26 protein-coding genes are annotated in these 24,883 nt (G+C 64.8%); 9 read left to right on the top strand and 17 right to left on the bottom strand.

Features of this window, described 5'->3' with window-relative positions; all coding sequences use genetic code 11:
- The coding region (locus tag ACETPF_RS20405) for a type IV secretory system conjugative DNA transfer family protein (RefSeq protein ID WP_373936448.1) at positions 1-851 on the bottom strand (851 nt) is incomplete at its 3' end.
- A gap of 424 nt (positions 852-1,275) precedes the next feature.
- Between ACETPF_RS20405 and ACETPF_RS20400 the strand changes: the two genes are divergently transcribed.
- From ACETPF_RS20400 to ACETPF_RS20375, 6 genes are all read left to right on the top strand, one after another.
- Positions 1,276-2,541, top strand: a complete 1,266-nt coding sequence (locus ACETPF_RS20400; RefSeq protein ID WP_373936447.1) for a hypothetical protein — start codon at positions 1,276-1,278, stop codon at positions 2,539-2,541.
- A 172-nt stretch (positions 2,542-2,713) separates the two neighbouring features.
- On the top strand, positions 2,714-4,468 hold the full coding sequence (locus ACETPF_RS20395) for an SIR2 family protein (protein ID WP_373936446.1): 1,755 nt from the start codon (positions 2,714-2,716) through the stop codon (positions 4,466-4,468).
- A complete protein-coding gene (locus tag ACETPF_RS20390; RefSeq protein ID WP_373936445.1) occupies positions 4,465-5,100 on the top strand; it encodes a hypothetical protein in 636 nt (211 codons plus the stop codon). The genes ACETPF_RS20395 and ACETPF_RS20390 overlap by 4 nt, the downstream gene beginning before the upstream one ends.
- Positions 5,097-7,529 carry an AAA family ATPase gene (locus tag ACETPF_RS20385; RefSeq protein ID WP_373936444.1) on the top strand — a complete coding sequence of 811 codons (2,433 nt, stop codon included), beginning with the start codon at positions 5,097-5,099 and terminating at the stop codon, positions 7,527-7,529. Before ACETPF_RS20390 ends, ACETPF_RS20385 begins: the two co-directional genes overlap by 4 nt.
- A 13-nt stretch (positions 7,530-7,542) precedes the next feature.
- Positions 7,543-8,196: a GIY-YIG nuclease family protein gene (locus ACETPF_RS20380; protein WP_373936443.1), complete on the top strand. Its 654-nt coding sequence runs from the start codon at positions 7,543-7,545 to the stop codon at positions 8,194-8,196.
- 2 nt (positions 8,197-8,198) lie between these two features.
- Entirely contained in the window at positions 8,199-9,596 is a 1,398-nt protein-coding gene (locus tag ACETPF_RS20375; protein ID WP_373936442.1) for an RES family NAD+ phosphorylase, read from the top strand.
- Between the two features lie 70 nt (positions 9,597-9,666).
- On the opposite strand, the gene rlxS is transcribed toward ACETPF_RS20375, so the two are convergent.
- From rlxS to ACETPF_RS20345, 6 genes are all read right to left on the bottom strand, one after another.
- On the bottom strand, positions 9,667-11,643 hold the full coding sequence (gene rlxS, locus ACETPF_RS20370; protein WP_373936441.1) for a relaxase/mobilization nuclease RlxS: 1,977 nt from the start codon (positions 11,641-11,643) through the stop codon (positions 9,667-9,669).
- Positions 11,644-11,895: 252 nt separating this feature from the next.
- On the bottom strand, positions 11,896-12,252 hold the full coding sequence (locus tag ACETPF_RS20365) for a hypothetical protein (RefSeq protein ID WP_373936440.1): 357 nt from the start codon (positions 12,250-12,252) through the stop codon (positions 11,896-11,898).
- 218 nt (positions 12,253-12,470) lie between these two features.
- The gene (locus ACETPF_RS20360; RefSeq protein ID WP_373936439.1) at positions 12,471-13,079 is read right to left on the bottom strand and encodes a lytic transglycosylase domain-containing protein; all 609 of its coding nucleotides are present in this window, start codon (positions 13,077-13,079) and stop codon (positions 12,471-12,473) included.
- Complete coding sequence (locus ACETPF_RS20355) at positions 13,067-13,651, bottom strand: S26 family signal peptidase (protein WP_373936438.1); 585 nt, start codon at positions 13,649-13,651, stop codon at positions 13,067-13,069. Before ACETPF_RS20355 ends, ACETPF_RS20360 begins: the two co-directional genes overlap by 13 nt.
- Positions 13,638-13,877: a helix-turn-helix domain-containing protein gene (locus ACETPF_RS20350; protein WP_343890339.1), complete on the bottom strand. Its 240-nt coding sequence runs from the start codon at positions 13,875-13,877 to the stop codon at positions 13,638-13,640. Before ACETPF_RS20350 ends, ACETPF_RS20355 begins: the two co-directional genes overlap by 14 nt.
- Positions 13,878-14,209: 332 nt before the next feature.
- A complete protein-coding gene (locus ACETPF_RS20345; protein ID WP_343890338.1) occupies positions 14,210-14,509 on the bottom strand; it encodes a DUF736 domain-containing protein in 300 nt (99 codons plus the stop codon).
- 315 nt (positions 14,510-14,824) lie between these two features.
- Between ACETPF_RS20345 and ACETPF_RS20340 the strand changes: the two genes are divergently transcribed.
- Both ACETPF_RS20340 and ACETPF_RS20335 read left to right on the top strand, forming a co-directional pair.
- Positions 14,825-15,241, top strand: a complete 417-nt coding sequence (locus ACETPF_RS20340; protein WP_373936437.1) for a thermonuclease family protein — start codon at positions 14,825-14,827, stop codon at positions 15,239-15,241.
- A 76-nt stretch (positions 15,242-15,317) separates the two neighbouring features.
- Positions 15,318-16,205 (top strand): hypothetical protein, encoded by an 888-nt coding sequence (locus ACETPF_RS20335; protein WP_373936436.1) that lies wholly within the window; start codon positions 15,318-15,320, stop codon positions 16,203-16,205.
- A gap of 89 nt (positions 16,206-16,294) precedes the next feature.
- On the opposite strand, the gene ACETPF_RS20330 is transcribed toward ACETPF_RS20335, so the two are convergent.
- The 4 genes from ACETPF_RS20330 to ACETPF_RS20315 form a co-directional block, all read right to left on the bottom strand.
- Positions 16,295-18,052 (bottom strand): ParB/RepB/Spo0J family partition protein, encoded by a 1,758-nt coding sequence (locus ACETPF_RS20330; protein WP_373936435.1) that lies wholly within the window; start codon positions 18,050-18,052, stop codon positions 16,295-16,297.
- 90 nt (positions 18,053-18,142) lie between these two features.
- Entirely contained in the window at positions 18,143-18,577 is a 435-nt protein-coding gene (locus ACETPF_RS20325) for a DUF2958 domain-containing protein (RefSeq protein WP_373936434.1), read from the bottom strand.
- Positions 18,574-19,584 carry an ArdC family protein gene (locus ACETPF_RS20320; RefSeq protein WP_373936433.1) on the bottom strand — a complete coding sequence of 337 codons (1,011 nt, stop codon included), beginning with the start codon at positions 19,582-19,584 and terminating at the stop codon, positions 18,574-18,576. The genes ACETPF_RS20325 and ACETPF_RS20320 overlap by 4 nt, the downstream gene beginning before the upstream one ends.
- Before the next feature lie 363 nt (positions 19,585-19,947).
- Positions 19,948-20,184 carry a hypothetical protein gene (locus tag ACETPF_RS20315; RefSeq protein WP_373936432.1) on the bottom strand — a complete coding sequence of 79 codons (237 nt, stop codon included), beginning with the start codon at positions 20,182-20,184 and terminating at the stop codon, positions 19,948-19,950.
- Positions 20,185-20,353: 169 nt separating this feature from the next.
- Between ACETPF_RS20315 and ACETPF_RS20310 the strand changes: the two genes are divergently transcribed.
- A complete protein-coding gene (locus ACETPF_RS20310) occupies positions 20,354-20,584 on the top strand; it encodes a helix-turn-helix domain-containing protein (protein ID WP_373936431.1) in 231 nt (76 codons plus the stop codon).
- Here the strand turns inward: ACETPF_RS20310 and ACETPF_RS20305 are convergent.
- The 6 genes from ACETPF_RS20305 to ACETPF_RS20280 all read right to left on the bottom strand — a co-directional run bounded on the left by ACETPF_RS20305 (position 20,565) and on the right by ACETPF_RS20280 (position 24,827).
- Complete coding sequence (locus tag ACETPF_RS20305) at positions 20,565-20,834, bottom strand: DNA -binding domain-containing protein (RefSeq protein WP_373936450.1); 270 nt, start codon at positions 20,832-20,834, stop codon at positions 20,565-20,567. The genes ACETPF_RS20310 and ACETPF_RS20305 overlap by 20 nt on opposite strands.
- 289 nt (positions 20,835-21,123) lie before the next feature.
- Positions 21,124-21,306, bottom strand: coding sequence for a transcriptional regulator domain-containing protein (locus ACETPF_RS20300; protein WP_373936430.1), 183 nt, complete (start codon positions 21,304-21,306; stop codon positions 21,124-21,126).
- Between the two features lie 10 nt (positions 21,307-21,316).
- Complete coding sequence (locus tag ACETPF_RS20295; RefSeq protein ID WP_373936429.1) at positions 21,317-22,180, bottom strand: phytanoyl-CoA dioxygenase family protein; 864 nt, start codon at positions 22,178-22,180, stop codon at positions 21,317-21,319.
- The gene (locus ACETPF_RS20290; RefSeq protein ID WP_373936428.1) at positions 22,177-22,779 is read right to left on the bottom strand and encodes an acyl-homoserine-lactone synthase; all 603 of its coding nucleotides are present in this window, start codon (positions 22,777-22,779) and stop codon (positions 22,177-22,179) included. The genes ACETPF_RS20295 and ACETPF_RS20290 overlap by 4 nt, the downstream gene beginning before the upstream one ends.
- Before the next feature lie 70 nt (positions 22,780-22,849).
- On the bottom strand, positions 22,850-23,638 hold the full coding sequence (locus ACETPF_RS20285; protein ID WP_373936427.1) for a LuxR family transcriptional regulator: 789 nt from the start codon (positions 23,636-23,638) through the stop codon (positions 22,850-22,852).
- Positions 23,639-23,699: 61 nt separating this feature from the next.
- Entirely contained in the window at positions 23,700-24,827 is a 1,128-nt protein-coding gene (locus ACETPF_RS20280) for an NAD(P)/FAD-dependent oxidoreductase (RefSeq protein WP_373936426.1), read from the bottom strand.
- Positions 24,828-24,883: the final 56 nt, after the last annotated feature.

The raw sequence follows: 24,883 nt of genomic DNA, 5'->3' as shown, positions 1-24,883 counted from the left end.
GTGAACGGACGCTGCGGGTCGGACAGGAAGGACGCCACCCGCGCGAGCGTCTTTTCTTCCTCGGCATAGAGAATGTGAAGGATGGCGCCGACGAGCAGAGAGTGGCTGGTCTTTTCCCAGTGGTTGCGGCGCTCGAGCGCCCCTTCGGGATCGACCAGAATATCGGCGATGTTCTGAACGTCGCGTACCTCATCGATGCCGCGGCGAACCTCGAGCAACGGGTTGTAGCGCGCCGAACGGGCATCGGTCGGATTGAACAGCAGGCAGTGTGAAAAGCGCTGGCGCCAACCGGCGGTCAATTGCCAATTCTCGCCCTTGATATCGTGAATGACCGCGGAGCCGGACCAACCCAACAGGGTCGGGATGACCAGACCGACGCCCTTGCCGCTTCGCGTCGGGGCAAAGGCCATGATGTGTTCGGGACCGTCATGGCGCAGGTAGTGCGATCCCGTCCGGCCGAGAAAGACCCCAGCATCGGTCGCCAATCCCGCCGCGCGAATATCCTTGGCACTGGCCCAGCGGGCCGATCCATAGGTCGTCAGATTATTCCGTTGCCGCGCGCGCCAAACTGAGCCGAGGATTGCGGCACTGCAGCCGACCAATCCGCTCGCGGCGGCGATTGCCCCAGCCTTCTCGAAGATGACCGGGGCATAAGCCTCGAACGAAAACCACCAGAGAAATAGTGCCCATGGCGCGTAGACCGGCCGGCCAAAGGCAAAGCACCAGGGCCGCCCGAGCTCGGGCTGATACGCCAACGCAGCGGCTGCCCATTGCGTCGAGAACCAGACCCCCGCCAACACAATGGCGAAGACGACAATGATCTGTCCGATGAGCAATTTGGTCGGTGTCATGCGGGCCTCCGCCCGCACGAGAATCAGTCGGCGCGGGCTCGGCCGCTAAGTTCGAACATCGTCCATTTCGACGTCAGTGCCTCTCTGGTGCCATTAGGGCCCGATCGGGGGACTTGCCGGCCGTCACCAGGCCGCGGATCGATATTACAGCTCAAATTGCAGCCGCGTGGTTCTTGCCGTTGAGTCGATGATGCTATCAGGCTGGGCGCTCCCTTTGGGGCGGTTACGACCACGGGATCGGCCACAGAGCCAAAGAACGCTATATGAAACAACTCGCCTGGGGCCAGTTCGACATCTTCGCGCTCGCGTTACCCGCGGCCATGCGTTCGGGGACGATGTCCCCGTCGAGCTGTGGCAGGCCGACGATCAGAAAGCCTGCGCAATCATTCGCCGGCACGAACGAACGGGAGCGCTTAGCCTCCTGGTGATGCTTCGCCGCGTTGACGGGGTCTGGGCCATCACCTGCGATGACCAATCCTTTCCGGACATGGATCGTGTCCGGGCACGGGCGAAAATCGAACTGAAGGAAGACGGTCAACCCGAACCCGTTCCTCCCGGGACACCGAGGCGGGCTGCCCTATACGATCTGAAGGGCCGTGAACCCGGCAGTGTGTTCCGCTTGCTGACAACCGAAACCTATCACAATGCCGCTTGGCTGCTGAACCAGCTCTATCTGTCGCTGCCACGGCCCGATCGTAAATGGGCGGCTGACTGCCAGACCGAGAATTTCAACGCTCGGCTTTGGGAGGCGCAGCTTCTCGCGAGCTTTCGCGAGCAGGGATTGCGAGTCACGCAACCCCTGGAATCCCCTGACTTTCGGCTCGAGAACAAAGCGGGCGAAGTTGCGTGGGTCGAAGCCGTGACCGCCAATCCGGAGGAGCGGTACGAGCCGGTCAACGCCCGGATCAGCCTCCAGCCCGGTGAAACGAGAGAATTGTTTTTCGGCCCGGCAGCGGTGAGGTTTGCTAAGACGATCGGAAGCAAGCTGCAGCGAAACTATCACGAGCTCGATCACGTCCGAGGGCTACCATTTGTCTTGGCGCTCGCGGACTTTCAGGCACCGGCTTCGATGATGTGGAGCCGGGAAGCGCTGATCGGCTATCTGACCGGCACCGGGGTCAGCTTTGGCGAGACAGGCGGCGTGCGCGCGCCGATGATGGAGGAGGTCTCGCATCTGATGGGTCCCTCCGCCTTTCCGGCGGGGTTATTCCGCGACGACGTCTATAGCGGCCTATCGGCGGTCATATTCAGCAACGCCTGTGCGTTGAGCAAATTCAACCGCGTGATGATCACCCGAGGTGCGCCAAACTATCATCGCCGCTACGTCCGATACGGCAAACTCTTCGATCGTGGACTGGACGTGTTCAAGGGCGTGCCCTTCTGCCTCGATGTCGCGAGCGAGGAATATCTCTCTTTTTGGCCGTCACGACACGAACCCTGGTGCGCTGAGCTGGAGGTGTTCCACAATCCCTTTGCCGCCCACTCTTTTCCCGTTTCGCTGGCACCGGAGGCAACACATTGGAAGTGGATCGACGATGAATGGCTTTGCCGACCCTATTATGAGACGAGTATCCTCTGGTCGGGCGCACTTGTCATGCCTTTGGACGATGAAATGCCGACCTACGAAACCGTGCCTGACTACCTCTTCGAGAGCGCGCGACGACGAGCTGCGAAGGCGGAGACAGACTAAGAGCGCACGGGACCAACGGGCGATGCGCTGCGAGAAATACTGAGTGGTCCTAAGCCTAATATCGGTGTCGTATGCCAATTCGGTTATTCTGTTGCTGGACAAGGGCGCTCGGAGGAATAGGGTCGCTGTCGAGGGGGCCGTGGGTGCGTGCCGCTAGGGGGGACTGACAGACGTGGCGCTGCCGACAGCCACTGATATCACCGTGCGCGAGGTGCTGGCGCACCTCGAGGGAGCGTTCGCCTCGGTGGCGAGCGCCGTGGAAAACGGCGAGTTCGCGCTTTGGGTCGGATCGGGCATCTCCCGCAAAGCCCCCAATCTCGGCGCTCTCATCGAGCGAGCTTTCGACTATATTCGCGTACGAGCGATCGACCCCGGCACCGCCGCAGCCTATCGCCCGGCGCTTGATGAAGCGCTGACTCTCGCCGAGATCGTTCCCGCCACCCTCGAAGCGCAATTCGGGCAGGCGCTTGCCGATTGGCCCGAACATGACGCGATCATAAATCGGCTCTGGAACAAATATTCCGAGGTCCTCGATATCCGCATCGCAGGAACGGACGTCGATTTCATCCTCTGGGATGCGATCGATATCCGACGGGCGTTTGAACATCCGGCGCCGCCTGCCGCTGAACATCTGTGCATCGCGATCCTGATCCTGGAAGGGGCGGTGCAGTCCGTCGCGTCCGCGAACTGGGACGGTTTCATCGAAGCGGCGGTGGACCGATTGAGCAACGGCGTCGCCGGCATGCTCCAGGTCGTTGTCGATCCCAACCAATTGCGTGGCCCCGCCGGCCGCGCCCGGCTCTACAAATTTCATGGCTGCATCGTGCATGCGACCCGCGAGCCGCAGGTGTTCCGCCCCTATCTGACGGGCAGCCACACCCAGATCATGGACTGGCCGCAAAATGCGACGTTCACGGCGATGCACAATGCGGTGGTCGGACTGGCGACGGCGCAGAAGACCTTGGTCCTGGGACTGTCGATCCAGGACAGCAATCTGCAGACGATCTTTTCCAAGGCGAAAGCCGTTCATGCCTGGCCCTGGCCATGCGCGCCCGATGCCCCGGCCTATGTCTTTTGCGAGGACACGATCCAGCGGGGCCAGCGAGACGTGCTGCGCATCGCCTACGGTCCGACCTACAACGCCGATCCGGCCACCCTCCACGACGCCACCTTGCTTCGCGCATGGGGCGAACAGGTGCTGATCGCCTTGGTCCTGAAGCTGCTTGCCGAGAAACTGGCACGGCTGATGGAGCTTTCCTTGGCGGCAGACGGCAAAGCGGCCATTGCGGCTGCACTCGCTCCGCTGCTGGGTAGTCTGCGCGATGACATTGCCGATCTGGCTGTCCCGATAACCGGGGCACGGGATCGTATCGCTTTTGCGAACCAAGCAATCGCTCTCTGGTCACGCATGCTGTCGATTTTCCGAAGCGGCGCCCTACCTGTCCACCCGGATATGTATGAGGCCCTATGTGGATCGCCGCTCAACCTGATCGCAGCCGATCAGAATGCTCAGGCCATGGGGTTGGGCCAGCTTGGGGTGGCCTTGTCGCTGCTTCATCATGGGCGGGCGTCGGGACATTGGGAATTGCGTGCGCCGGTCTCCGCCAACCTCGATGCTGGCGCGATGACCGCCCGTGCATCGCGGCCTGGCGGCGTCGATCGACCGCTGTTCCTTGTCAAATCAGCGGCGGACGCGATCAAGTTACAGAGCAATGGCGCCTTTGCGAACGACAATGCGATCGTCGTGCATGGCGATGACGTGTGGCAGCGCATGGTTGGCGGTGGCGGAAGCGCGCGCCGCGTTCGCTCGGCACCCGGACGCACGGGCGTCGTTGGAGAAACCCATGTCAGCATCGCCGACCTCATCGCGCGCAGCGCGGATGCAGTGGAGCTCCAACAACATTTCGTCGCCGAGATGATGTTGTGAGCGCCTCGCCGATCCTGCTCGCCATTCAGGCGCGCCTTCGCATAGCGGGCTATAGCGACCTGTCGACGCCGTTCAAATTGGCCGGGGTCGACTTCGCGTTCACGGCCGCCATGCGGGGTCGCGATGGCCGGGCACTCGATCTGGTCCTGCTGGTCGACACGACCACGGGGGATTTCGGAGATCGCGACGGCGCCAGGGTACGCCAGCGGATCGAGGCGTTGAGCCGCGCTCTCGATGTCACCGGGTCGCGCTATGTCGTCACGGTCATCCTGGCCGGTGCGGTGTTGTCGGACGGCGTCGAAGCCCTCTCGGAGACATGCCGGGTTTTGCAGGTCGAGGCGGTGTCGCTGGATGCCGAAGGCAAGCCTGTGGACGAAGCCGCCGAGCGACAGCTAGATGATCGCATTCGCGTGCTTCTGCCGCTCAAACTTCCCGTGGCGTCAGCGGAGCCTGAGACCGGAGTGGGCCCTGCACTGGATCAATTGGTCCGTGCGCTCCCCGCGGACACCAGCAAGGCGCTTGTCGACGCGGCCCTCGCCGCCGCGGAAGGCGGCGAACAGGCTGTCACCGATGCCGTCGCCCTGATCATAACGCAATCGTTTCAGCCGGAAGGTGAGGAGGAGCCGTCATGACCGAGCGCATCCTCAAGAGCCTCGACATCACCAACTTCCGGAGCATCCGGGGGCATATTCATGCGCCGCTCGACGCCAAGGTGGTGTTGCTCCACGGAGAGAATGGCGCCGGAAAGACGAGTGTCCTGTCTGCCATTGAATTAGCCCTAACCGGGAAGGTCCAATCGCTGGAGCGCGCCGATCCCGGCTACGAAAAGCAGTTGCTGTACCGATCAGCGACCGAAGGCAGCGTGATCCTGCAGACGCTGTGCGGCACCCAGGAGGAGGGTTACCAGGCGGTACTGACCGCCGACGGCGCTCAGTCCATCCATGCGCTAGACAAGGAGCTTGCGACCTTCTTCCGCGAGCGGGCCTTCCTGCCACAATCGCTGCTGGGCCAGCTCCTGCAGATCTACCAGGATGCCGGTAGTGATGCGGCATCGCCTTTGGCCCAATTCGTCGGCAAGCTCCTTGGTCTCGATCGGCTCGATGCCCTCGAGGCAGGTCTCAAGCCGCTGGTCGATGTCCGGAATGTCCGCAAGTCCGTCGACGGCTGGTTGGCGGCAGAGAATGAAAAATCGCGCGTCGAAGCGCTGCTGAGCGATCATCGCAAGAACCACGACGCGCTCGATGGCGAAGTGAAACTCGCCATCGACGAGCTAGTGCGGATTTGCGCATCGCTCGAACTTCCGATCAAGGTCGCAGAAGATAATCTGGAAGACGTCGCCGCAGCGTTGGCGGACTCGGCGGATGCGGATGCGTTCGCCCACCTGTCCGACCAGCAGCGCCGGCTGGCCGCGATCCGGCGCGAGATCGACAGCGCGCAAGTCGCGACGGGCGAGAATCCCGGTGTAGCCGCGATCGGCGCCGACGAAGCGAGCAAGCGATATGCATTGTGGGAAGCCGAATTTGGCGAGCGCTTCGCAACCGCCCGCCAGCGTGCCGAGGGCCTGTTGGTCGACGTTTCGCTGCCGAGTGACCCAAGCCAATTTGCGGACGAAGCTTTGGAGCGGCTTCGATCGGAACAGAAGCAGCTGGGCGACCGCGTTTCCCAGGCGCGCTCCGATATTGAGCGGCATACGAAAGCACAGGATGAGCGCGACGTGGCCAACCGCCAGCGCGAAACGATCGACGAGGAAGTCGGAAGGCTATCGGCCAGCGCCGGCAGCCTTGCGTCGACCCTCGCCGAGCTGACGTCCTTCATCGACGGCGAGGTTTGTCCCGTCTGCGATCGTGACTTCGACGAGGTCGAGGGCGGTACTCTGAGCGAGCATGTGCATGGCAAGGTGCGGATATTATCCGCGTCGGCAGAGCGCTTGCTGACCCTGGGACGGACGCGCAGCGAGGCTCAGGTCACGATCGAGCGCCTGGATCGCGAAATTGAAGCGATCGGGAGCCGCAAGCTCACCGATGAAGCCATTGCCGACCTCGACCGGCGCTTGTCCGCGGCCGGATCCGTGATCGCCGAGCTGGAAGGTCTTCTCGATGCGCTGCGCGAGGGCACGAACCTGCGGGCGGCCGATGTGGCGGCGCGGCGGGCGGTCACCGACGCCCAGTCGCGGCACGTCTCCCTGGCCGCGTCGCGCGAGACCTTGAGCGCTTTTGCCATATCGATCGACGCAGACGCGATCGCGGAAGGCGAAACCTTCCATGCGGCCGCCTCGCGCTTGGAGCAGATGCTGGCCGCCAGTGCGGAGCGGTTGGAAGGCCGGCTCGCTCTGCGCAGAAGGGGGAATGATCATCTCGCGGTCGCGCGTTCGGCGATTGCCCGTCGCGAACAGGCGAAGACTCGTATCTCGGCCGACGCCGCGGCGTGGCAGCGGGCCGAAGATGCCTTGGGTCGGGCGCAGCTCTTGCGCGACCAGGGCATAGCGATCCGTAACGCGGTCGATAAGGTCCGGTCGGGGATCATCCGCCGCGAATTCAACGAGCGTCTCAATCTCCTATGGCGGGATCTCTTCGTTCGCTTGGCCCCGGGCGAACCCTTCGTACCGGCCTTCCGAATCCCGGCGGCGTCGACCCAGAAATTGCAGCCAAAGCTGATCACCCAGCATCGCGATGGCGGCGAAGCCGGCGGCACGCCGGGCGCGATGCTGAGTGCGGGCAATCTCAACACCGCAGCACTCACCCTGTTCACGGCGCTCCATCTGTCCGTTCCCAAGGAACTTCCGTGGCTGATCCTCGACGATCCCGTGCAGTCGATGGACGATGTGCATATCGCGCATTTCGCCGCACTGCTGAGGACCTTGTCGAAGGAGCATGGCCGCCAGATCATGATCGCCGTGCATGACAGGCAGCTGTTCGAATATCTAAAACTCGAGCTGAGCCCCGCCTTTCAGGATGACAGCCTGTTGACGCTGGAGCTTTCCCGCGGCCCCCGCCGGGACAGTGTCTGCGTTGCGCGCCGCTTCTCCTTCAAGGAAGAGACGGCCCTTCGCGCCGCTGCCTGATGAGACGCTGCAGTTGAGCGACTGGAAGAAGCACCTCGCTGGCGATGAGATCATCGCGCGGCTCCTTCAGCCGGACCGGCTTTATACCGCCGACGAAACTGCGGTGCGCGACGGTGCCCCGCGCCAGGCGGGCATTTACGCCTGGTATTTCGACGCGATCCCGGCCGGCGTCAACGCCAGTCAATGCCATCGGCACGCCGGCTGGACGTTGCTCTATTGCGGCATCTCCCCGAAAAAGCCGCCGACCAACGGCCGTCCACCCAGCCGATCCCACATTCACCAGCGCCTGAGGACCCATTTCGGGGGCAATGCCGCCGGCTCGACCTTACGGCTGACGCTTGGTTGCCTGCTCGAGGCCGAGATTGGCACGGTCCTGCGGCGCGTAGGCACGACCGGTCGGCTCACCTTTACGAACCCCGGCGAGCAGCTGCTCGATCGCTGGCTTCACGCCCATGCCCGTGTCGCCTGGGCCGCCGTGTCATCTCCCTGGGAACCGGAAGAACGCATGCTCGCGAGCGGTCTGCCACTGCCGCTCAACATCGATGGCAACCCCTGTGCTGCGTTCACCGTGCCGCTATCGGCGCTGAGGAGTGCCGCCAAGCGGCGCGCAGAGGCATTGCCGCTGATCGGCGATAGCGGCGGCCCCCGTCGCATGCCATTGTCCTGACCATGGACGCTCCGGCGAAGCACCCGATCTGCCTCGATTGCATCGGCAATGTCCATCTGCGCGCGCGGTTTGCATCCGAGGCGGTGCGAGCGACCTGCGAGGAGTGCGGCGAGACGGGACCGTCCGTGGAATTGGCAAGGATCGCCGAGGAGATCGACGAGGCCTTTCAGCCAAATTACGAGCCGACCATCTATGATCAGAACCCCGGCGCGGCCGAGATATTCTCCGAGATCGCCGGTATCGACGCCGACTTGGCTTGGCGGATCGAGCAATATCTCGATGAGACGATCGGCGCGAGGGCGGAGGTCGAGGATGGCTATAATATCTACGCCTCCGACGGCGGCTTCATCCGCGCGCGAACCCCGATGTTCTGGCAAGAACAGCGTTGGCAAAGCTTCTGCAGCACGCTGCGTAACAAGAGCCGCTACATCAATTCCGAGGCGATGGCCTGGCTCGACGCCGTTTTCGCCGACCTCGACAGCCATCGAACCTGGGATGCGCGTAGCGTCATCAAAGAGATCGTGCCGGGCGGAGCGGACAGCCAATTTTATCGCGGCCGCGTCGCCACAAGCGAGCCTGTGCTGCGCCAGATATTATCGCAACCCATCCTCCAGATCGGTCCGCTGCCGCCTGGGCGTGGCCAAGCGGGTCGGCTGAATGCCGCAGGAATCTCAGTCTTCTACGGCGCGGTTGACCCGGCTACCTGCGTGTCGGAAATTCGCCCGCCGGTGGGGTCGCATGTCGTGCTGGCGCGCTTCGATGTGGTGCGCCCCTTACGACTGCTCGACTGCGAAGCGCTCGACCGGCTCGCGGTCCAGGCCAACCCGTTCGACCCGGAGTTTGTCCCCAAGCGTGACCGCGCGCATTTTCTGCGCAGCTTCAGCGATCAGATTGCACGGCCGGTTTTGCCGGGCGACGAAGAGCTTGGCTATATGCCCACCCAGGTCGTGGCCGAATATCTGGCGGAGCGTCTCGCGCAACCGATCGACGGGCTTCTTTTCAAATCGACGCAGCGCGGCTCGGCGCTCGGCAATGTCATGCTGTTCAACCGATCGGCACGCGTCGAAGCCTTCCCGCATCATAGCCATTTTATCGAGCCATGGATCCGGACGATCGATGTCGATTCCGAGGATTTCGATGACGGCATCACGCTGACTCTGAAGGAGATCGGCGCGACCGAGCCACCTGGCCCGCTCGACGTCCTCGAAGGCGAGCCGCGGCCGGTATATGTCGATCCCCTGCCTGAAACCTTCATGCAGCCGGATTTCGACGACGAGCGACCAGTTACCTTGCGGCTCGCTCCCGAGACGATCTCGGTCGAGTTCATCCGCGCCACCGATTATAATCGCGCCGAGCGCCGCGTGACCATGGGCAGTCCCTGGCCAGATCCCGAAGGCTGAGCGCCTTTCAGCCAAGCGGACGGGGCCGGATTGACCGACCCGCCGCCGTCCGCCGTCGAGAGCAGCTGACCTACGAAATCGCCGGCCCCGACCGCCCGCGCCCGAAACGCCAGCTCACGCCATCGGCACCCATGATACCGGACGCCGCCTTGCCGATCTGACGTTCAAGCACCGGACGCCACGGTACGAGCGTGAACTCCTTCGCCTTCTCGACAAGCGCAAAGCGGCCGCTCGCCAGGTCTATCCGCCGCGCTAACTGCCCTTCGATCGCGTCGCCGACACGAGTCTCGACGAAGGATTTTCCCAGTTCCGCCGAGAAGGCGTCACCGGCGCGAAGAAGTTCGCGTCGCTGCAGTATTGCGATCGCGTTCGCACGCAGTCTGAAGCGGTCGCCATCAACATCCGCGAGCTGCTGCTCGACCAGCCATAGTCGACGAGCGCTCATGCTCTCGCGCACGTCGCGCCCGAACCCGGCGTCCCGCACCGGCAACGATGCTGGCGATGCTAGTTCCCGATCCACCCAGGTTGCCGCATCGGCGCCGCGCAGCTGTTCGAGCGGACGGGCCGAGACGATCTCGACCTCGACCGGCTGATCACGAAGCCGGCGCGCCTCAAAGGCTGCTGCTCGATCGACATGGTCACCAGGGATCGTCCAGGTCCCGTCGGCCTCGCGTTCGACGCCTGTGCCGGCCCGGCGCATCGCTTCGAGCCGGCGGACATGAGTCTCGGTAAAGGCCTGTGTTGCCGACGGGTCGTACCGGAGGTGAAGATCGATGGAGTAGCGACCGCCATTCGCCACCGCGACCTCGGTGACGACACGGTCGGCGTCGCGGACCGCGATGCTGCGCGCCGCCACCCTGACGATCGCTCCCTCGGGCATTGGCGCGATGCTGTCGCCACGCCCGATGTCGACATAATGGGCGTGCCCGTCGACACCGTCGACGATCAGAAAATGTCGATCCCGGAGCTCATCGGAGAAGCCGCGTGCGATCACCCGCCCGACGATTGGTTCTGGGTCGCTGTCGCCGCCGCCGAACAGGCTTCGTCCAATCCATGGCCGCTGCAGGTTCCGCGCCGTCAGTTCGCGCTGCATGGTCCGGATTATGTCGCCGCGCTCGCTGAGCGATCGCAGCGTTCCCTCAAGGTCATCGGCGAGGCGCCAGATGCCGCTGCCCACATTCTCCGCTAGATCCATGCTCGCGAGCTTCTGCAGACGCCCCGCCAGCAGCGATTGCTGGAACGGATCGCGGTCGGCCGACAGGACCAGGCGATCTGTATCCATCGACCGGATTAGGCGGCGATCGATCGCGGTCATTCGCTCCTCGCCAATGTCGTGCCGCAGGCGGGCTTCGATCTCCTGGTCGGTGCGTGGCCCGAGATCGAGCGTCACCAGCTCGGCCGCCCGTTCGCGGATGCCGTGCGAGATATACTCGCGGGCAATGATCAGATTCTCGCCGGTGTCATCGACGCCGCGCAGCATGATGTGCGTGTGGGGATGGGCGGTGTTGAAGTGATCGACCGCGACCCAGTCGAGCTTGGTGCCGAGGTCTGCCTCCATCTGCGCCATCAGCCTGCGGACATAGGGCTTGAGATCGGGATATTCCGACCCGTCCTCGGCCGAGACGATGAAGCGGAACTGATGGCGGTCGCCATCGCAGCGCTGGAGGAATGCCTTGCCATCGGCCTTATCGTGCTCGGCCGAATAAAGCTCGCCTGGCGCACCCTCGCGTGTCACGCCGTCGCGCTGGATGTAGCGGAGATGGGCTCGCGCTGCGGGCATCCCTTTGGTGCCGATGCGGACCAGCCGCGTCTTCACTACCGCGCGTCGCGCGCGCATGCCGCCGAACCGATCGCGGCTGGACAGAAGACGTCCCATGCTGGCGCCACGGCCGATCCGGCTGCCGTCGAATCGATGGCTCCTGACCGACCCCTTCTCGGCCGAGCGGATCGCCGCGCTGATCACGCGGCCGAGGTAGCGGCGCGCCTTCTTGCCGCTCTGCTGGCGCTGGCGGCCGAGCCGGGGCGTGAACTCGTCGTCCTCGCTCACCGGCCGCCCCAAGTCTCGCAATTTTGCGGCGAAAACGGCGGATTTTCGCCATTCCTTACGAGCCTGTCTCGCGCGAAGCGCAGCCTGTCTCCCGAAAAAACGATGTGCAGACAATCACTTGGCACCTGTTGCGAGACAGTGCCTTTCTCTTGCTTTCGCCTTCTTCCTTCTTCTCCCTCTCCTCGGCTCAAAACAAAGGCCGGGACACGATGCCGACCCGGCACCGCGCCCCGGCCCGAAATGCGCAGATCCTCACGCATCCGCGAATGCCGCCAAAGCCTGCTTCCGCCGCCCAAATTCGCGCTTGCCCATCACTCCGTGCGCGTTGCCATCGCCATCGACGATCATCACCGCCACGAACCACCGGCCATCCAGTCGCCCGAAGATCCTCACTCGATCCAGGTCGATTTCGTCTTCGTCAGTGCTCTCATAGGCGCCGATCCAGCGCTCCTGATCTCGCGCATCCCAGAGAAAATCACTCTCCTCAGCCTCCAGGAACCGATGCGCCAGAGCCTCCCCGACACCGTGGCCGAACTCGATCTCCAGCCCCGAAACCAGCGCAGCCATCACGCGATCCGACGCCACCGAAATGGGTTGAAACATGCCCATGATCATCTCCTTCGCTTCTGTTCTCCTGATCGAGAACATCGTGAAGAAGACGGGTGGCGGAGCGGCTGTCAGGGCCGCGGAGCGAAGCGGAGCGCCGCGAAGCGGACGTGGGGGGAACCGATTTTCGCAGAAAATTGGGGGGCACCCACGGGCCTTGATAGGCGCTTCGGCAGCCGTCATGCTGGGCCTGTCGAGACGAGCCTCTCCACCGCTCGCGATCATGGCCCGACTTTCCGGACAGCGAACAAGGACGGCTGCGGCTCACGAACCGTGGGCGAGGCTTGATCCCCGGACACGATGCGCCGGACGACGAACAGCGGGGGCGGAACTGCTGCCTGACTGGCCAGCGAGGACGGCTGCGACGTGCCGCCAACCGTAACGAGATAGGCCACCGTCTCGCCGGGAAGCCTCCGATTGCCGGCAAGCCAGGCGGCATAGGCGCCCGGTCCCGCATTGTAGGCGCCGAACAATCCCGGATAGCCGAAGCGGTCATACATCAGCCTCAGGAAACACGTGCCGGCGAGGATGTTATCGCGCGGATCGTCGGGATTGGTGCCCAATCCGAGGCGCGCGCGCATGTCCGTCCAGGTCGCGGGCATGAGCTGCATCAGGCCCATTGCGCCGGCGCGACTTCGGATCGGGCGACCATTCAGCGTCGTGTAGCCCCGGCTCTCGGCCCGCATGACGCGCTCGATCCAGCTCGTCGGAATACCGAATTTGGCCGACGCCTCCTCGATCAACGGCCGCCAGCGCCCGACCTCGTCGGCTCGCGCGGCAGTGGCGGCCAGCAGCAGCATGGCCGGGAGCAATCGGGTCAGCGCGCCCATAGCAGCCGCGCCTTGCCGACCACCAATCCGCCTTCGGTCACCCCGAAATAGCGGCCGTCGAAGGACGCCGGATTGCCCGACATGAGCAGGAAGAGCTGGTGGCCGCGAAGGCGCACACAGCCGCTCCACCATTTCATCGGCCGGCCACTGGCGTCGGCAATGCGCCGCTCGACCACCCATTTTCCGTTGACGAAGATTTCCTGACCGAGCGCGCATACCTCGTCGCCCGCCACCGCCGCGACGCGCTTCACCAGCGGCACGTTGGCGGGAATGTAGCGCCGCTGCGCCGCTATCATCCGCCACGGATCGGGCACCCGTGCGATGACCATGTCGCCGGGGTCGACGGGCGCTCCGGGGGTGACGGCATAGAGGCCGATCGGCGCGCTTGCGCTGGCATTCCACACCAGGCGCGGGGCCGGCGGAAACGCCGTCGTCAGCCCGAGCAGTACGATGCCGACGCCGGTGATCGCGATGCGACGACCGAGGAGCCTGCGCCACTGCTTGTCGGCGCGAAGCTGATCGCCCCAGTCCAGTAGCGGTGTCGTCGAACCACGAATGTCACGCCTGGTCATGGTCGCGGCCTCCCATCGACTGGGCCTTCGACCATGCGTCGAGATCGTCGATATGATACTGGACGAAGCGGCTGTGCAGCCGGAACACCGGCCCCTTGCCGGCGCGGCGAAGCCGTTTCAGCAGCCGGCTCGAGAACTTCAGATAGGCCGCCGCCTGATCGGTATTGAGATAGGGGGAGCCGCGCTTGGCTCGGGTCGCGCGGGAGATGTCGTCGTCGCTGTCCATTCTTCCTGTCCGGGTCCGAAAGCGACGGCGATCTGCCGTCGCTGACACCGGGAATGGCGGGCGGGACACTGGTTGCGGAGTGTCGGAATCGCGACCTGCGTTTTCGACACACCTGATGCGGCGGGGCGTGAATGCCCCGCGCGCCGGAGCGCGCGGGGCTCGCCTTCGCCAGGAAGAGCGACGTGGGTTATGCCGGGTGTCACGGGCTTGTCGGTCCCGTGCGACGGTAAGCTGACAGTGCAGACGCCCCCGCCTGCAAGGTCCCTCGCGAGCTATGGCAAATCCGGCTCACCGCTCGTGCCCCGCGCGCGGTGGCGCGCGGGGCATCCGGTTCAGCGCGACCAGATGAGCTTGTGCTCGCCGTCATCACCCTGGCTCAGCGTCGCGTAGATCGGAGCCGGGAACGACGGATCGTCGAGCTTGAGGCTCAGATATTCCGCGCCGGTCTCGCGCGCCGCCTTGGTCCAGGCCGCCCCGAATTCGACGCCCGATGCGCTGACCCGGTGGTCGGGCGACTTCTCGTTGTCGCGTTCGCAGGGGCGGATGCTCGCCTTGACGCGAAGCGTCAGGGTCCGGATTTCGCCGGTGTAGACGCCGTTTTCGCCGCGGGTGAAGCTGCCAATCTGTGCCATGATAACCTCCTTCAAGTGATGCGATGCCGCCCGATGCGGCCTCGACAGGCGGTCGATCAGGCGGGCGGAGGACGGTCCCGCACCCGCAGGGCCGCAGCACAGCGGAGGACGGCCAAAGCCGGGCTTCTTGCCTCGCGAGGAAGGCGAGGGAACCGAGCCGGGGAAGAAGGTCGGCGACGCCGTTGCGGGACCGGCGGACCCCGCCAGAACCGCCGAGAGAGAGGTCCGTTCAGGGCGGCAGTCGACATGCACGAGGTCTGGCACCGTGCGGATGACGCTCGACAATCGGCCCCCGGCACAGCGATAATCCTGTCCATGCTTCGTGCCCTAGCGCTCTCCGTCCTCATTGCCGCGACACCGATGCCAGCGCCCGCCGGCGCGGCGGACGGCCACGATTCCGGCCGGGTGGCCTGGGTAACCGACGGAGACACGTTCCGGCTGGAAAGCGGTGAGCGGATCAGGATCGCGGGGATCGATGCCCCGGAAACGCACCGCGACCAGGCCAGATGCGCAGGCGAAACGCTATTGGGATTGCGGGCGAGGGACCGCGCCACGGCGCTGCTCGCGGGGCGCGAGGCGACCTTCCGCCGCGTCGGCCGCAGCTACAATCGGACAGTGGCCACCGTTGTCGTCGATGGACGCGATCTTGGAACCGAGCTGGTGCGGATCGGTGTCGCGAAGTGGTGGCCGCACGGGCGACCGAAACCGGTTTGGTGCGAACGTCCACGCTGACCGCGTGCGTTGTGATCAAGGGAATGGCACTTAGGCCTCAGCGCTCCGCCGTCCGGCAGAGTCCGGGGGGTATCCGATGGCCACTTATACGGTTCCAAATCTCGCGAAGCGGGGCGCGCGCTACGCGTTCCAGCTGCTGCTCCAGCATGTCCGCGATGGCGACGAACCGTTCGTCACCTATGGCGCGATCGCGCGCCTGCTCGAGCAAAAGCTGCAAATCCCGAAGGTCTTCCCGACTCATATCGGCTGGGTGGCCGGCGAGATGATGGACCAGATCGAGGGGGTCGATCCAGACGCGCCGTTGATCAATGCGCTCGTCACCCGCCCCACCGGCATTCCGGGGGTCGGCTTCGGCGGCTATTACGACCGTATCCTCAAGCCGGCCGGTGGGCGCGGCTGGACGAAGCTGACCGATCCTCGCAAGCTCGATGTCGTCGCCGAGGTCCGCGGCGACGTGCGCGCCTATCCGGATTGGGACAAGGTCTATCGGGCGATCTATGGCGGCGATCCGCCGCGGCGGCCTCAACCTAAGAAATTCACCGAGAAGGACGGCAAGCCACCCGAGACGGCACGCCCGCGGGGCGCGGGTGAAAGCGAGGAGCATCGTCGGCTCAAGGAATGGGCTGTCGACAATCCGCAGGCGCTCGGCCTAGCGGGCGCGATGAAGGGAGAACCTGAGAAGGACCTGTTGTCCGGCGACCGGATCGACGCCTTCTTCACGGATGGGACAGCCTTCGTCGCGGTCGAGGTCAAATCGATACGGTCGGGCTATTACGACTGGCAGCGCGGACTCTACCAATGCGTGAAATACCGCGCGGTGATCGCGGCGCAGGAACTGCCGGTCGGCGCCAACGTGCGCGCGCTGCTGCTAACCGAGGAAGAGTTGCCGGAGGAGTTGAAGGCCCGCGCCAGGACGCTGGGCGTCACGCTTAAGGTGCACGCGCTCAACCCGCCCCCAAGATGAAAAATCCGCGCGCCGACGCCGGAACGGCGGAGGCGCGCGGCCGATATTCAGGTCTGATGGCGGGCGGGCCGAAGCCCGCCCGCGTTCGGTCACGCAGCTTGCTTCAACGGCTCTCGTTGGGCGTCGGGGTCCGGCTCGGGGGTCCGCGCCGCCTCGACCTTGGCATGGGCGGCGACGGTGCCGACGCCGCCGCGCGCGGTGTAGGCCGAGGCCGGGAAGCCCAGCCATTTCGGCACCCAGCGCTCGACCTTGGTCCGCCCGTCCGCGCCATCGAGATGATCGCGGACGATGCGCTTCAAGGTCTTGGTCTTCTCCCCCGCATTGGCTGCGGCGACCGTTTCGCCCGCAACCTCCGCGACGATCCCGGTCAGCACTTCCCTGTCGCGGATCAACTCGAAGAACGCCGCGTCTGCCTGCCACCAGTCGGCCATGTCGACGCCGATCTGCGTTCCCGCCGCCGCGACGGCGGCGCTGCCGCTGGCCAGCGTCTCGCCCATGACGACGGTGATGATCTCCATGACGATGGCGTCGGGAAGATCGATCAGGCGCAGGAAGATGCCCGCCACCCCATAGTCGTCGCCATTGCCGTCGGTGACGGTCGGCTCCTCGGACGAGAAGTCGAGAACGCCAAGCACCGCGCGGCGGCGCTCGTCGAACAGCGTCTCGCCGCGACAGGTTTCGAGGCTTTCGCGGACTTCGTCGTTGCGCGCCGCCTGCGGTTCGGGCGACACCCGCCACAGATGCGAGCCGCCGATGGCGTGCGCGACCATCAGGCGCAGCGCGATGCCGGGATGACCGAGCAGGGCGGCGCGCACGGCGGCGTGACGGTGCAGGTCGAGATAGGTCTGCATCGTCGATGTAACCTCGGGCCGTGCCAGTTTCGCGGGTTCCGGGCCGTCGCCGCGCGCGGCGCGCCGGGCTTCCTTGGCGGAGAGATAGCCCTCGTGGAAGGTGACCTCGCCGGTCGAACGGACATCGACATAGACGCGCCCGCCCTTGCGCTTCGGGGCCTTCTCATATTCCCACGAATGGAAATGTTCGGAGGCGGGGACGATCACGACATCGCTCCAGCCTTCCTCCAGATAGGCCGCTCGGCGGGCCTCGATGGCCTCGTTCTGCGCCGTCCAGAAGGCGTCGGCATCGGCGAAATAGCGGTCGTCGCCGAACAGGTCGGCGACCGTTGCGCCCTTGAACCCGTCCAGATCGAACAGCGCGAACCGCGCTGGGATCGACTGCCCGCCGAACAGCCATGCCTTCAACTGGTGCCCGGTCGGGACATAGGTTTCCGGGTCATCGTAGAGCGCCAGCCAAGCGCGTTGCTGGCTCTTGCTGGCAAGGGTCAGGTGGCGGACGGTGGCGCGGTCGATCTTCTCCGCCGCATAGAGGCTGCGGATGCGCGGCAACAGGTTGCCGAGCGCCAGCACCCGCGCGATGGTCAAGTCGGGAAGGCCGAAGGTGGCGGCGATGTCGGCGACGTCGCGGCCTTCCTTCACCAGCCGGGTGAAGGTTTCCCATTGCGTGACCTCGTCGGCGTCGAGCCGGGCGAGGTTCTCGATCATCGACGCCTCGATGGCGGCGGCATCGTCGGTTTCGGAGAGGATGCGGCACGGCAGCGGCTTGGCTTCGCCGGTTTCCTGCGCGACGATCCGCGCGGCGTGGAAGCGCCGCGCGCCAGCGATGATCTCATAATGGCCGTCCTGACAATTGGGGCGCACCAGCAATGTCTGGATGATGCCGCGCTTGCGCACGGTCGGCAGCATATGGGACACGGCCGGTGCTTTTTTGCCGTAGCGCATGTTGGTCTTGCTGACGGACAGCTTGTCTTGATCGATGAAAACGAGTGTCATGGCACAACTCCTTGTGAGTGCCGGTCCGTCGCTCTTTGCTGGGATGGCGGGCCGGTTTTCGGATTGGCGGCGAAGCGCGCCGCCCGCGCTTCAACCGCCGTCCGTTTCGCCCGGACGGTGCGGAAGATCAGGGGCCGCGCCGGTCTGGACGGCGCGGCGCAACAGGGTTTCGGCCCACAGGGTCGAACCGGCGCGGCGCGCCCATTCGGTCCAGATGGTCAGCGGAAAGGCGCTCTCGAACGACAGGTCGCGCTCGATGAACAGGCCGAAGGGCAGGCGGACCTCCGCGATCTCGGACAGGCTGAAATAGCCGAGTTCAGGGCAGCCGAAGCCAAGGTCGGCCAGCCCGAACAGGGTGTCTCCATCCTCGTCCAGTTCGGTCGCCAGCCATGTCGCCGCGCCGAGCGGGTTGAACAGCTTGACCACTGGTGGCGGATCGAAGCGCTGTCCCTTCTCGTCACAGGCGCGGCGGGAAATGTCGTTCGCGCGGAGCGCGAAGCGCAGTTCGGGGGGCAGGAGGATCATGCCGCGATCCTCCCGTCCTGCCGCGTGGCTTGAGCCTCGCGGTGGCGCGCGAGCAGCCAGTCGGCGGCCTTTGTCGCCGCGCTGGCGGCGCGGAAGATCGCGCGATTGTCCTCGCGCAAAACCTCAAGCCAAGAGCCGATATAGTCGGCGTGGCGCACGGTCGGCGTGATGCCGAGCGCGGCGCAGAGGAAGGCCGACCCCATCTCGGCAACGAGTTCTTCCCGCGCATAATCCTTGCTGCCGAAACCGTTGGTAAGGTCACGGTTCAACCGCTTGGCGTGCCCGGTCGCGTGGGTCAGTTCGTGCAGGCAGGTCCGGTAATAATTGACCTGCTCGAAGAAGGCGGGCTGCGGCGGCACCTGCACGAAATCGAGGAACGGCACATAGAAGGCGCGCGTCCCGCTGATCCGGAAATCGACGCCCGACGCGGCGATCACTTCCTCGGCGACGGGCACGATCTCGCGTTCGGGTAAGGGTGCCGGATCGGACGCCAGCCCGGCGCGCAATCCCTCACACTGCGCGACATTGAACACGGTGAAGCGCTTGAGAAACGGCACGGCCTTGGGGTCGCCGCCCTCGCGCGAGGCGCGAGCGTCGGTTGCATCGGTCCCCCGGACCGGTGCTACCCTCCGCTTCTCGGCCTCGGGAGTGAAGCGGTCGGCATAGACCACGGTCAGGCCATGCTCGCCCTTGCGAACGCATCCGCCCGCCTCCTGCGCCTGCCGGAAGGTCAGCCACGATTGCGACGGCCAGCCATGCTCGATGACCGCGCCCCACAGGATCAGCACATTGACGCCCGAATAATTGCGCGCGGTCAGCGCATTGCGCGGCAAGCCGGGTCCGGTCCCGCCGCTCGCGCGCCACGGCTGGACCCACGGCAAACGCCCCGCCTCAAGCTCGGAGATGATCCGCGCGGTCACCTCGTCATAGAGATTTGCCCGGTTCTCGGTCTGATGGTCTTCGCCCGCACCCTTGCGGCGGGAACGACGGCTGGCGGCTTCACGCATGGCTTTCCTCCACGCCACCCCAAAAAGCACAAAGCCTCCCCGCAAAGGCGGGGGTGGGCGGCAAAGAGCGACCAAGAGGCCCGGCTCCAGTGGCCGACGGCACCGTCAGGGCGAAACGAAGTGGAGCACCCCGAGCGTAGCGGAGGGGTTGCCGCCGGCCGCGACGGGCCTAGCCGGGAGCGCCGCCCGCACCCGCCGCAACGGGAGAGGCACAAGCAACGCCGCCGCGCGCAGGCGCGGCGACCTCAGCCACGCCAGCGATCGTGACCGGATGGCCGAGACCCGCCTGGGGCTCGGCGGAGACCGGCGGCCCAGCGCCGGTCGAAGTAGAGCGCGGTCGCACCAAGTGCGAGGCGCTATCCTTTAGTTGTGCTCACGTTGTCCCGGCCCAACGCCAAATGCCACGATGGCGTTCGCCATGCCGTCCCCGACGATCCAGCGGGCACGCTCGAGGTGCGATCGCCAGCATTCCTCGGATCCATGGCAGGTTACATCGAGATGCATCAGATCCGCCGCAGCGTCCCGCCAATTACGCCCTGCATCGTCGGCCTCGAGCAATGCCGCATAAAGGGCGAGATTCCGACGATCATAGTCGGTCACCGACGAGCCGCTGGGAGCGGCCATGCTAAGGGTAGTTATGGTCACAGCGCGCCCGAGAGGCTCGCACGCGCTATAGTCCGACAGAGTTCGGTCATCTCGCCTGCCCATCCAAAAAATCGGGTATTATAATGCGTAGCACCAAAATGCCCGCATGTCCTCTAACCTTAGGATGGACATCAAGAAACTTGTGGGAGCGAACGTACTGCGCCGTCGTCGGGCGACGAGAATGAGTCAGGAAGCGGTGGCTGAAAGGATGGGCGTGGACAGGGCATATATCGGCGCCATCGAGCGGGGCGAGCAGAATATAACCCTGCATAGCCTTTGGGGATTGAGCGAGGCACTCGGTATCCATCCCCGAGATTTCTTCGACGAGGAAACACTCACCGATATCCCGGAGTGATTCTCTTCGGTCTAAGTATGCAAGCCGGGCCTGCACGAACGAGATGCCGACCCTTGACGATCAATCGTCGTACAAACGACTTTCGATGCTCGCCATCGCCCGGCCACTCTTCGGAAGGAAGCAAAAGTGCGGCAACTTCCCTCAGACTAGCTCCGGCCTCGTGGGCGTCGATGGCCTTCAAGGCGAACAGTTGCTTCGCCAGTCGATCATGCTGGCGTGCATTCCCCGACCGCGCTCGAAAACGCTGCATCTCCAACAGTCGAGTGTCCAGATCGGCATCATCTGCGATGTCAAAACGAAGGCTGAAGGGCGCGGCTTCGGTCGATCCCGCGACGACGTCCAGCCGGATCGGGGCACCACCCTGGTTGAACGCCAAATATTCGGCATCCGGTCCTATTAGCCGGCGCGTGCCGAGCGGCAGCCGGTCAAAGACATGAGCTTGCGGGTCGACCGGGGGCATCACGCGCACCGAAAGCACGCACGGGTCAACGGCCGCTGACCACATCGGGCGGACGATGGCGCAATTGTGCGCAGGGTCTTCAGCGAAAGTGCAGCCCCCAGCGCGCGGCGAATTCGGCGTCGGCTATACCCGCAATAGGCGGCGTGGAGAGCGCTTGATAGGCCGCACGATAGTTCGGGTCGCGCCGGAGTACTTCCCAGGCCAACGCACTGCGTCCCCGGCGGGTGATCGCCGCGAAGGCGTCGGAATCCGGCCCGGTCATGGTCGCGGCTTCAGCCGAGCTCGCCCATCTGGGAGCGCAGGAACATGGCCGCAGCCTCCGCCTGATCGGGGCGCAGCGCATCGATCGCGGGGAGATGCTCGGGAACTTGGTCGGCCAGCAGGATCGAGGGGCACTGGCCCTCGACGTTACCGAGATTGGGCCGATGCTGGGCATAGCCGACCAGTGCGGCCAACGCGGGCGGAAAATGCCGCGCGACCTGTGGCGGATAGACCAGCCATTGCAGTTCGAACGGTTTCAGCCAGCCCAGGCAGTAGCTGACGACGATGCCCCGTCGCGGAGTCGCACTGGTGTTGCCTCCTCCGCCATGGAGAGTCGAGCCGAGAAAGATGAGCGCGTCGCCCAGGGCCACATTCGGAACATCGGCGTCCTCCTCGGGCAAGACGGGGATATCCTGATCGAAGTGGCTGCCGGTCCAGAGCCGCGTTCCGCCATTCGTACGCGTGAAGGTGGTCAGCGGCCACATCACGTTAACGAGATACTCCAGGCTACCTTTGGGACCCTGCCACATATCCTGGTCACGGTGCGGCAGCTGCGGCAGGGCTCCGGGGTGGATCTCGATCGCCTGGGTCAGATTGAGCGCGATGCGCTCGCACCAAGGCAGGAGCATTTGCTCCACGATCTCGAGAATCAGCGGATGCATCACGAGTGCTTCCACTGTCCCCGAGCGGGTGAGCAGCGAGCCGAAGCGCCTGGTGCGGGCGCCGTAGAAGGCCCCATGAGAGAAGGGCGTCGTGTGAAAGCGCTGGTCGAGGTCGCGATTAATTCCGAGGAGAAGGTCCGGGTCCACAGCCCGCCCGAGCACGCACCATCCGTCCCGGCCAAGCGTCGCAGCGCGATGATCGACAATGCTCATGCCGCGGCCTTTCCGGCAGGCGTGTAGACGCCCGTCCAGCGCAAGCGCTCGGGGGTGTCGGGCCGGACATGGACCATGAAAGCTCCCACGGGGCCGCCCGGCATCGGAGCGGCTGGGCCCAGCGGTTCGGCGCGCCAGCCCATGGCCAGCAATTCCTTGCGGAAGGGCTCGGGGATGAGGCCAGTCAGGCGCTCGATCTTCCGCTTTAGTGCGAGATCGATGACAGTGGAGAACAGCATGTTGCGTAGTTCGCGCCGACGGGCGGCTCCATGACGCTGCGGCAGGCACAACCGGGTTGTTTCCCAGGTCGTTTCGCCGGTCGGCACGCCCAACGGACAAAGGTGCGGGAAGAGTGTACTCAGCATGTGCGGCTGGACGGTTGGGAACAGCCGGATCGACGCCTCATGCGTGCCGTCCTCATCGGCGGCGATCACATAGACGGTGTGGTCGTTGTCGAACTGGTCGATCTCATATTGCCCGTCGACTACCGGTATTTCCCAGCCGAACAGGTCGACGAAAAGGCGCTTGCGGTCGGTGAACATGGATTGCAGCAGCGGCCGGTGTGCCGGCGCCAGGTGGTTGTCGATGACGTGGATCATTGCAGTGCTCCCGGTCGTGGTATCGCGCACGAAGGAAGCAGCAGAGCGGCGCTCGAAATAGACCGAGCGATTACTCGGGTTGACGGACCTTGAGTTCGTCGATTCCAATCTCGCCGGCTAGCACCGCGCTCACCACCAGTTCGGTCCGATCGTGGGCGTTGAATAGACGCCGGGCTTCGGTGAGATAGCCGTCGACGGTCCGCGGGGTGAGATCGAGCGCACGCGCTATCCGCTTGTTGGAATAGCCGCGTCCAGCGAGAACGATGCAATCGCGCGGACGCGGGTGCAGTCTTACCGGGCTTGCAGCAACGATGGGTTCAATGCCGAGCAACCGGCGTGCGGCCTGGAAGCTGAAGATACCGACCATCTGGGCGGCGCCGAGATAATCTTGCGCGCGATCGGGCTGCCGCATCCCGGCGAAAGTGCAGGAGCCCATGCGTTCGCCGAGCCGGACATAGGGCACAGTGATCCCCTCGTTGAGGCCCTCACGCGCGCCTCGCTCCAGGCTGGCGCGGTCGTGCCGGTCGAGTGTGATAATGTTGGGTAGATCGGACCAGAGGAAGGCGCCACCGGCGAAGATGCTGCCCCTGATCACCGGATCACGACGATAGCGATGCTGGCTGATCAGATGATCGATGATGATTGGCGGATAGTCCCGGAGGTCGACGCGGTCGGGCCGTGGTCCCCGCAGGTCGTCATGGTCGGCCAAGGCATAGTAGCGGAAGCCCATTTCGCGAGCGACTGCTTCCAACAGCGTCACCAGTTCGCTCCGCGTCGCGGTTGCCCGAAGCGCGGCTACGACCGAACTGGTCAGCGCCAGGCAGAATGGAGTATCTGGTTGAAAGGGGGTAGCCGACATCCACTCATGTCCTTCACCCCCACTTGCAATTGGTCGACTTATCCAGGCGACTGTCCGCAGTTCAGAACAGGCGCATGGGGCGGATCTCGGAAGGCGTAACACCCCATTGCGCCAGCGTAGCCGGCCACGCGCTCCCGGTAATTTCGGCTTCGGTAATGGTGCTCATCGCGGGGGCGGTCTGGAGCCCGTAGCCGCCCTGTCCCGCCAGCCAGAAGAAGCCCTCGGCGTCCTGCGCGAAGCCGGCGACGGGCACCCGGTCTGACGCGAAGGTCCTCAGTCCAGCCCAGCTATGCTGGATGCGGCGGACCGCGAGTATCGTATATTCCTCCACCTTCGCTGCCGCGAGCGCGATATCATATTCTTCGGGCTGGGCATCGGTCGGCGCACTCGGCACCTCATCGACAGGTGATGCGAGGAGTTTGCCGCTCTGGGGAAGCATGTAGAAATCGTCCACCACGGTCTTCGTGAACGGCCAGCCTGCGATGGCCTGATCGGCCGGCGGATCGAAGGCGATGATGGTCCGGCGCAGGGGCCGGAGACCTAGCGGCTGCACGCCGGCAAGAGCCGCAATTTCATCGCACCATGCGCCCGCAGCATTCACCAGGATGGGCGCTGCATATTGGTTGCCTGTACCGGTCGTGACGTTCCAGGCCCCGCCCTTGCGCTCGATCGCATGGACCCGTGCGCTGGCGACACAGGCGCCGCCGTGCCGCTTGACCGCCGTGCGGCAGCCCTGCTGAAGCGCCTCGCTGTCCAGCCGGCGCGCGCTATGGTCGATCACGCCCGCGACAATGGCGTCGTCGCCGCAACGTATGGCTGGGTTCAAGGCGCGGATAGACTGCTCATCCACGCATTCGATCGCGCTGGTGAAGCGCCGCATCTCCGCCTCCAGCGCGGTTGCCGCGTCCAGCATTTCGGGGCGGGCTATGAAGACTGCTGGCGTGGCATGCGAAAGCGGAATGCCGTCGTCGGTCTCGCCTTCGAGAAAGGCGCGGCTATAGGCCGTCAATCCGCGGACAACCGTGTTGCCGATCCCAAAATGGTAGAATGTCGCGCTGCGGCCGCTTGAATGGTAGCCGAAGGCGCTTTCCGCTTCGAGCAGGATGACGTGTCCGTGTGGCGCGAGGCGCGCGGCAGCGGAGACACCGGCAATGCCGCCACCGATGATGAGGAAATCCGCTGTGATCATTCCTGTTTCCGTCTCGTTGGCGTTCTGCAGATCTGCTCAGGCCTGACGGGGTGGAA

The organism is Sphingobium agrisoli (assembly GCF_041877245.1).
Taxonomy (GTDB): domain Bacteria; phylum Pseudomonadota; class Alphaproteobacteria; order Sphingomonadales; family Sphingomonadaceae; genus Sphingobium.
The sequence above is the reverse complement of the archived record's forward strand: the minus strand, read 5'-3'. Positions and strand labels throughout refer to the sequence as shown.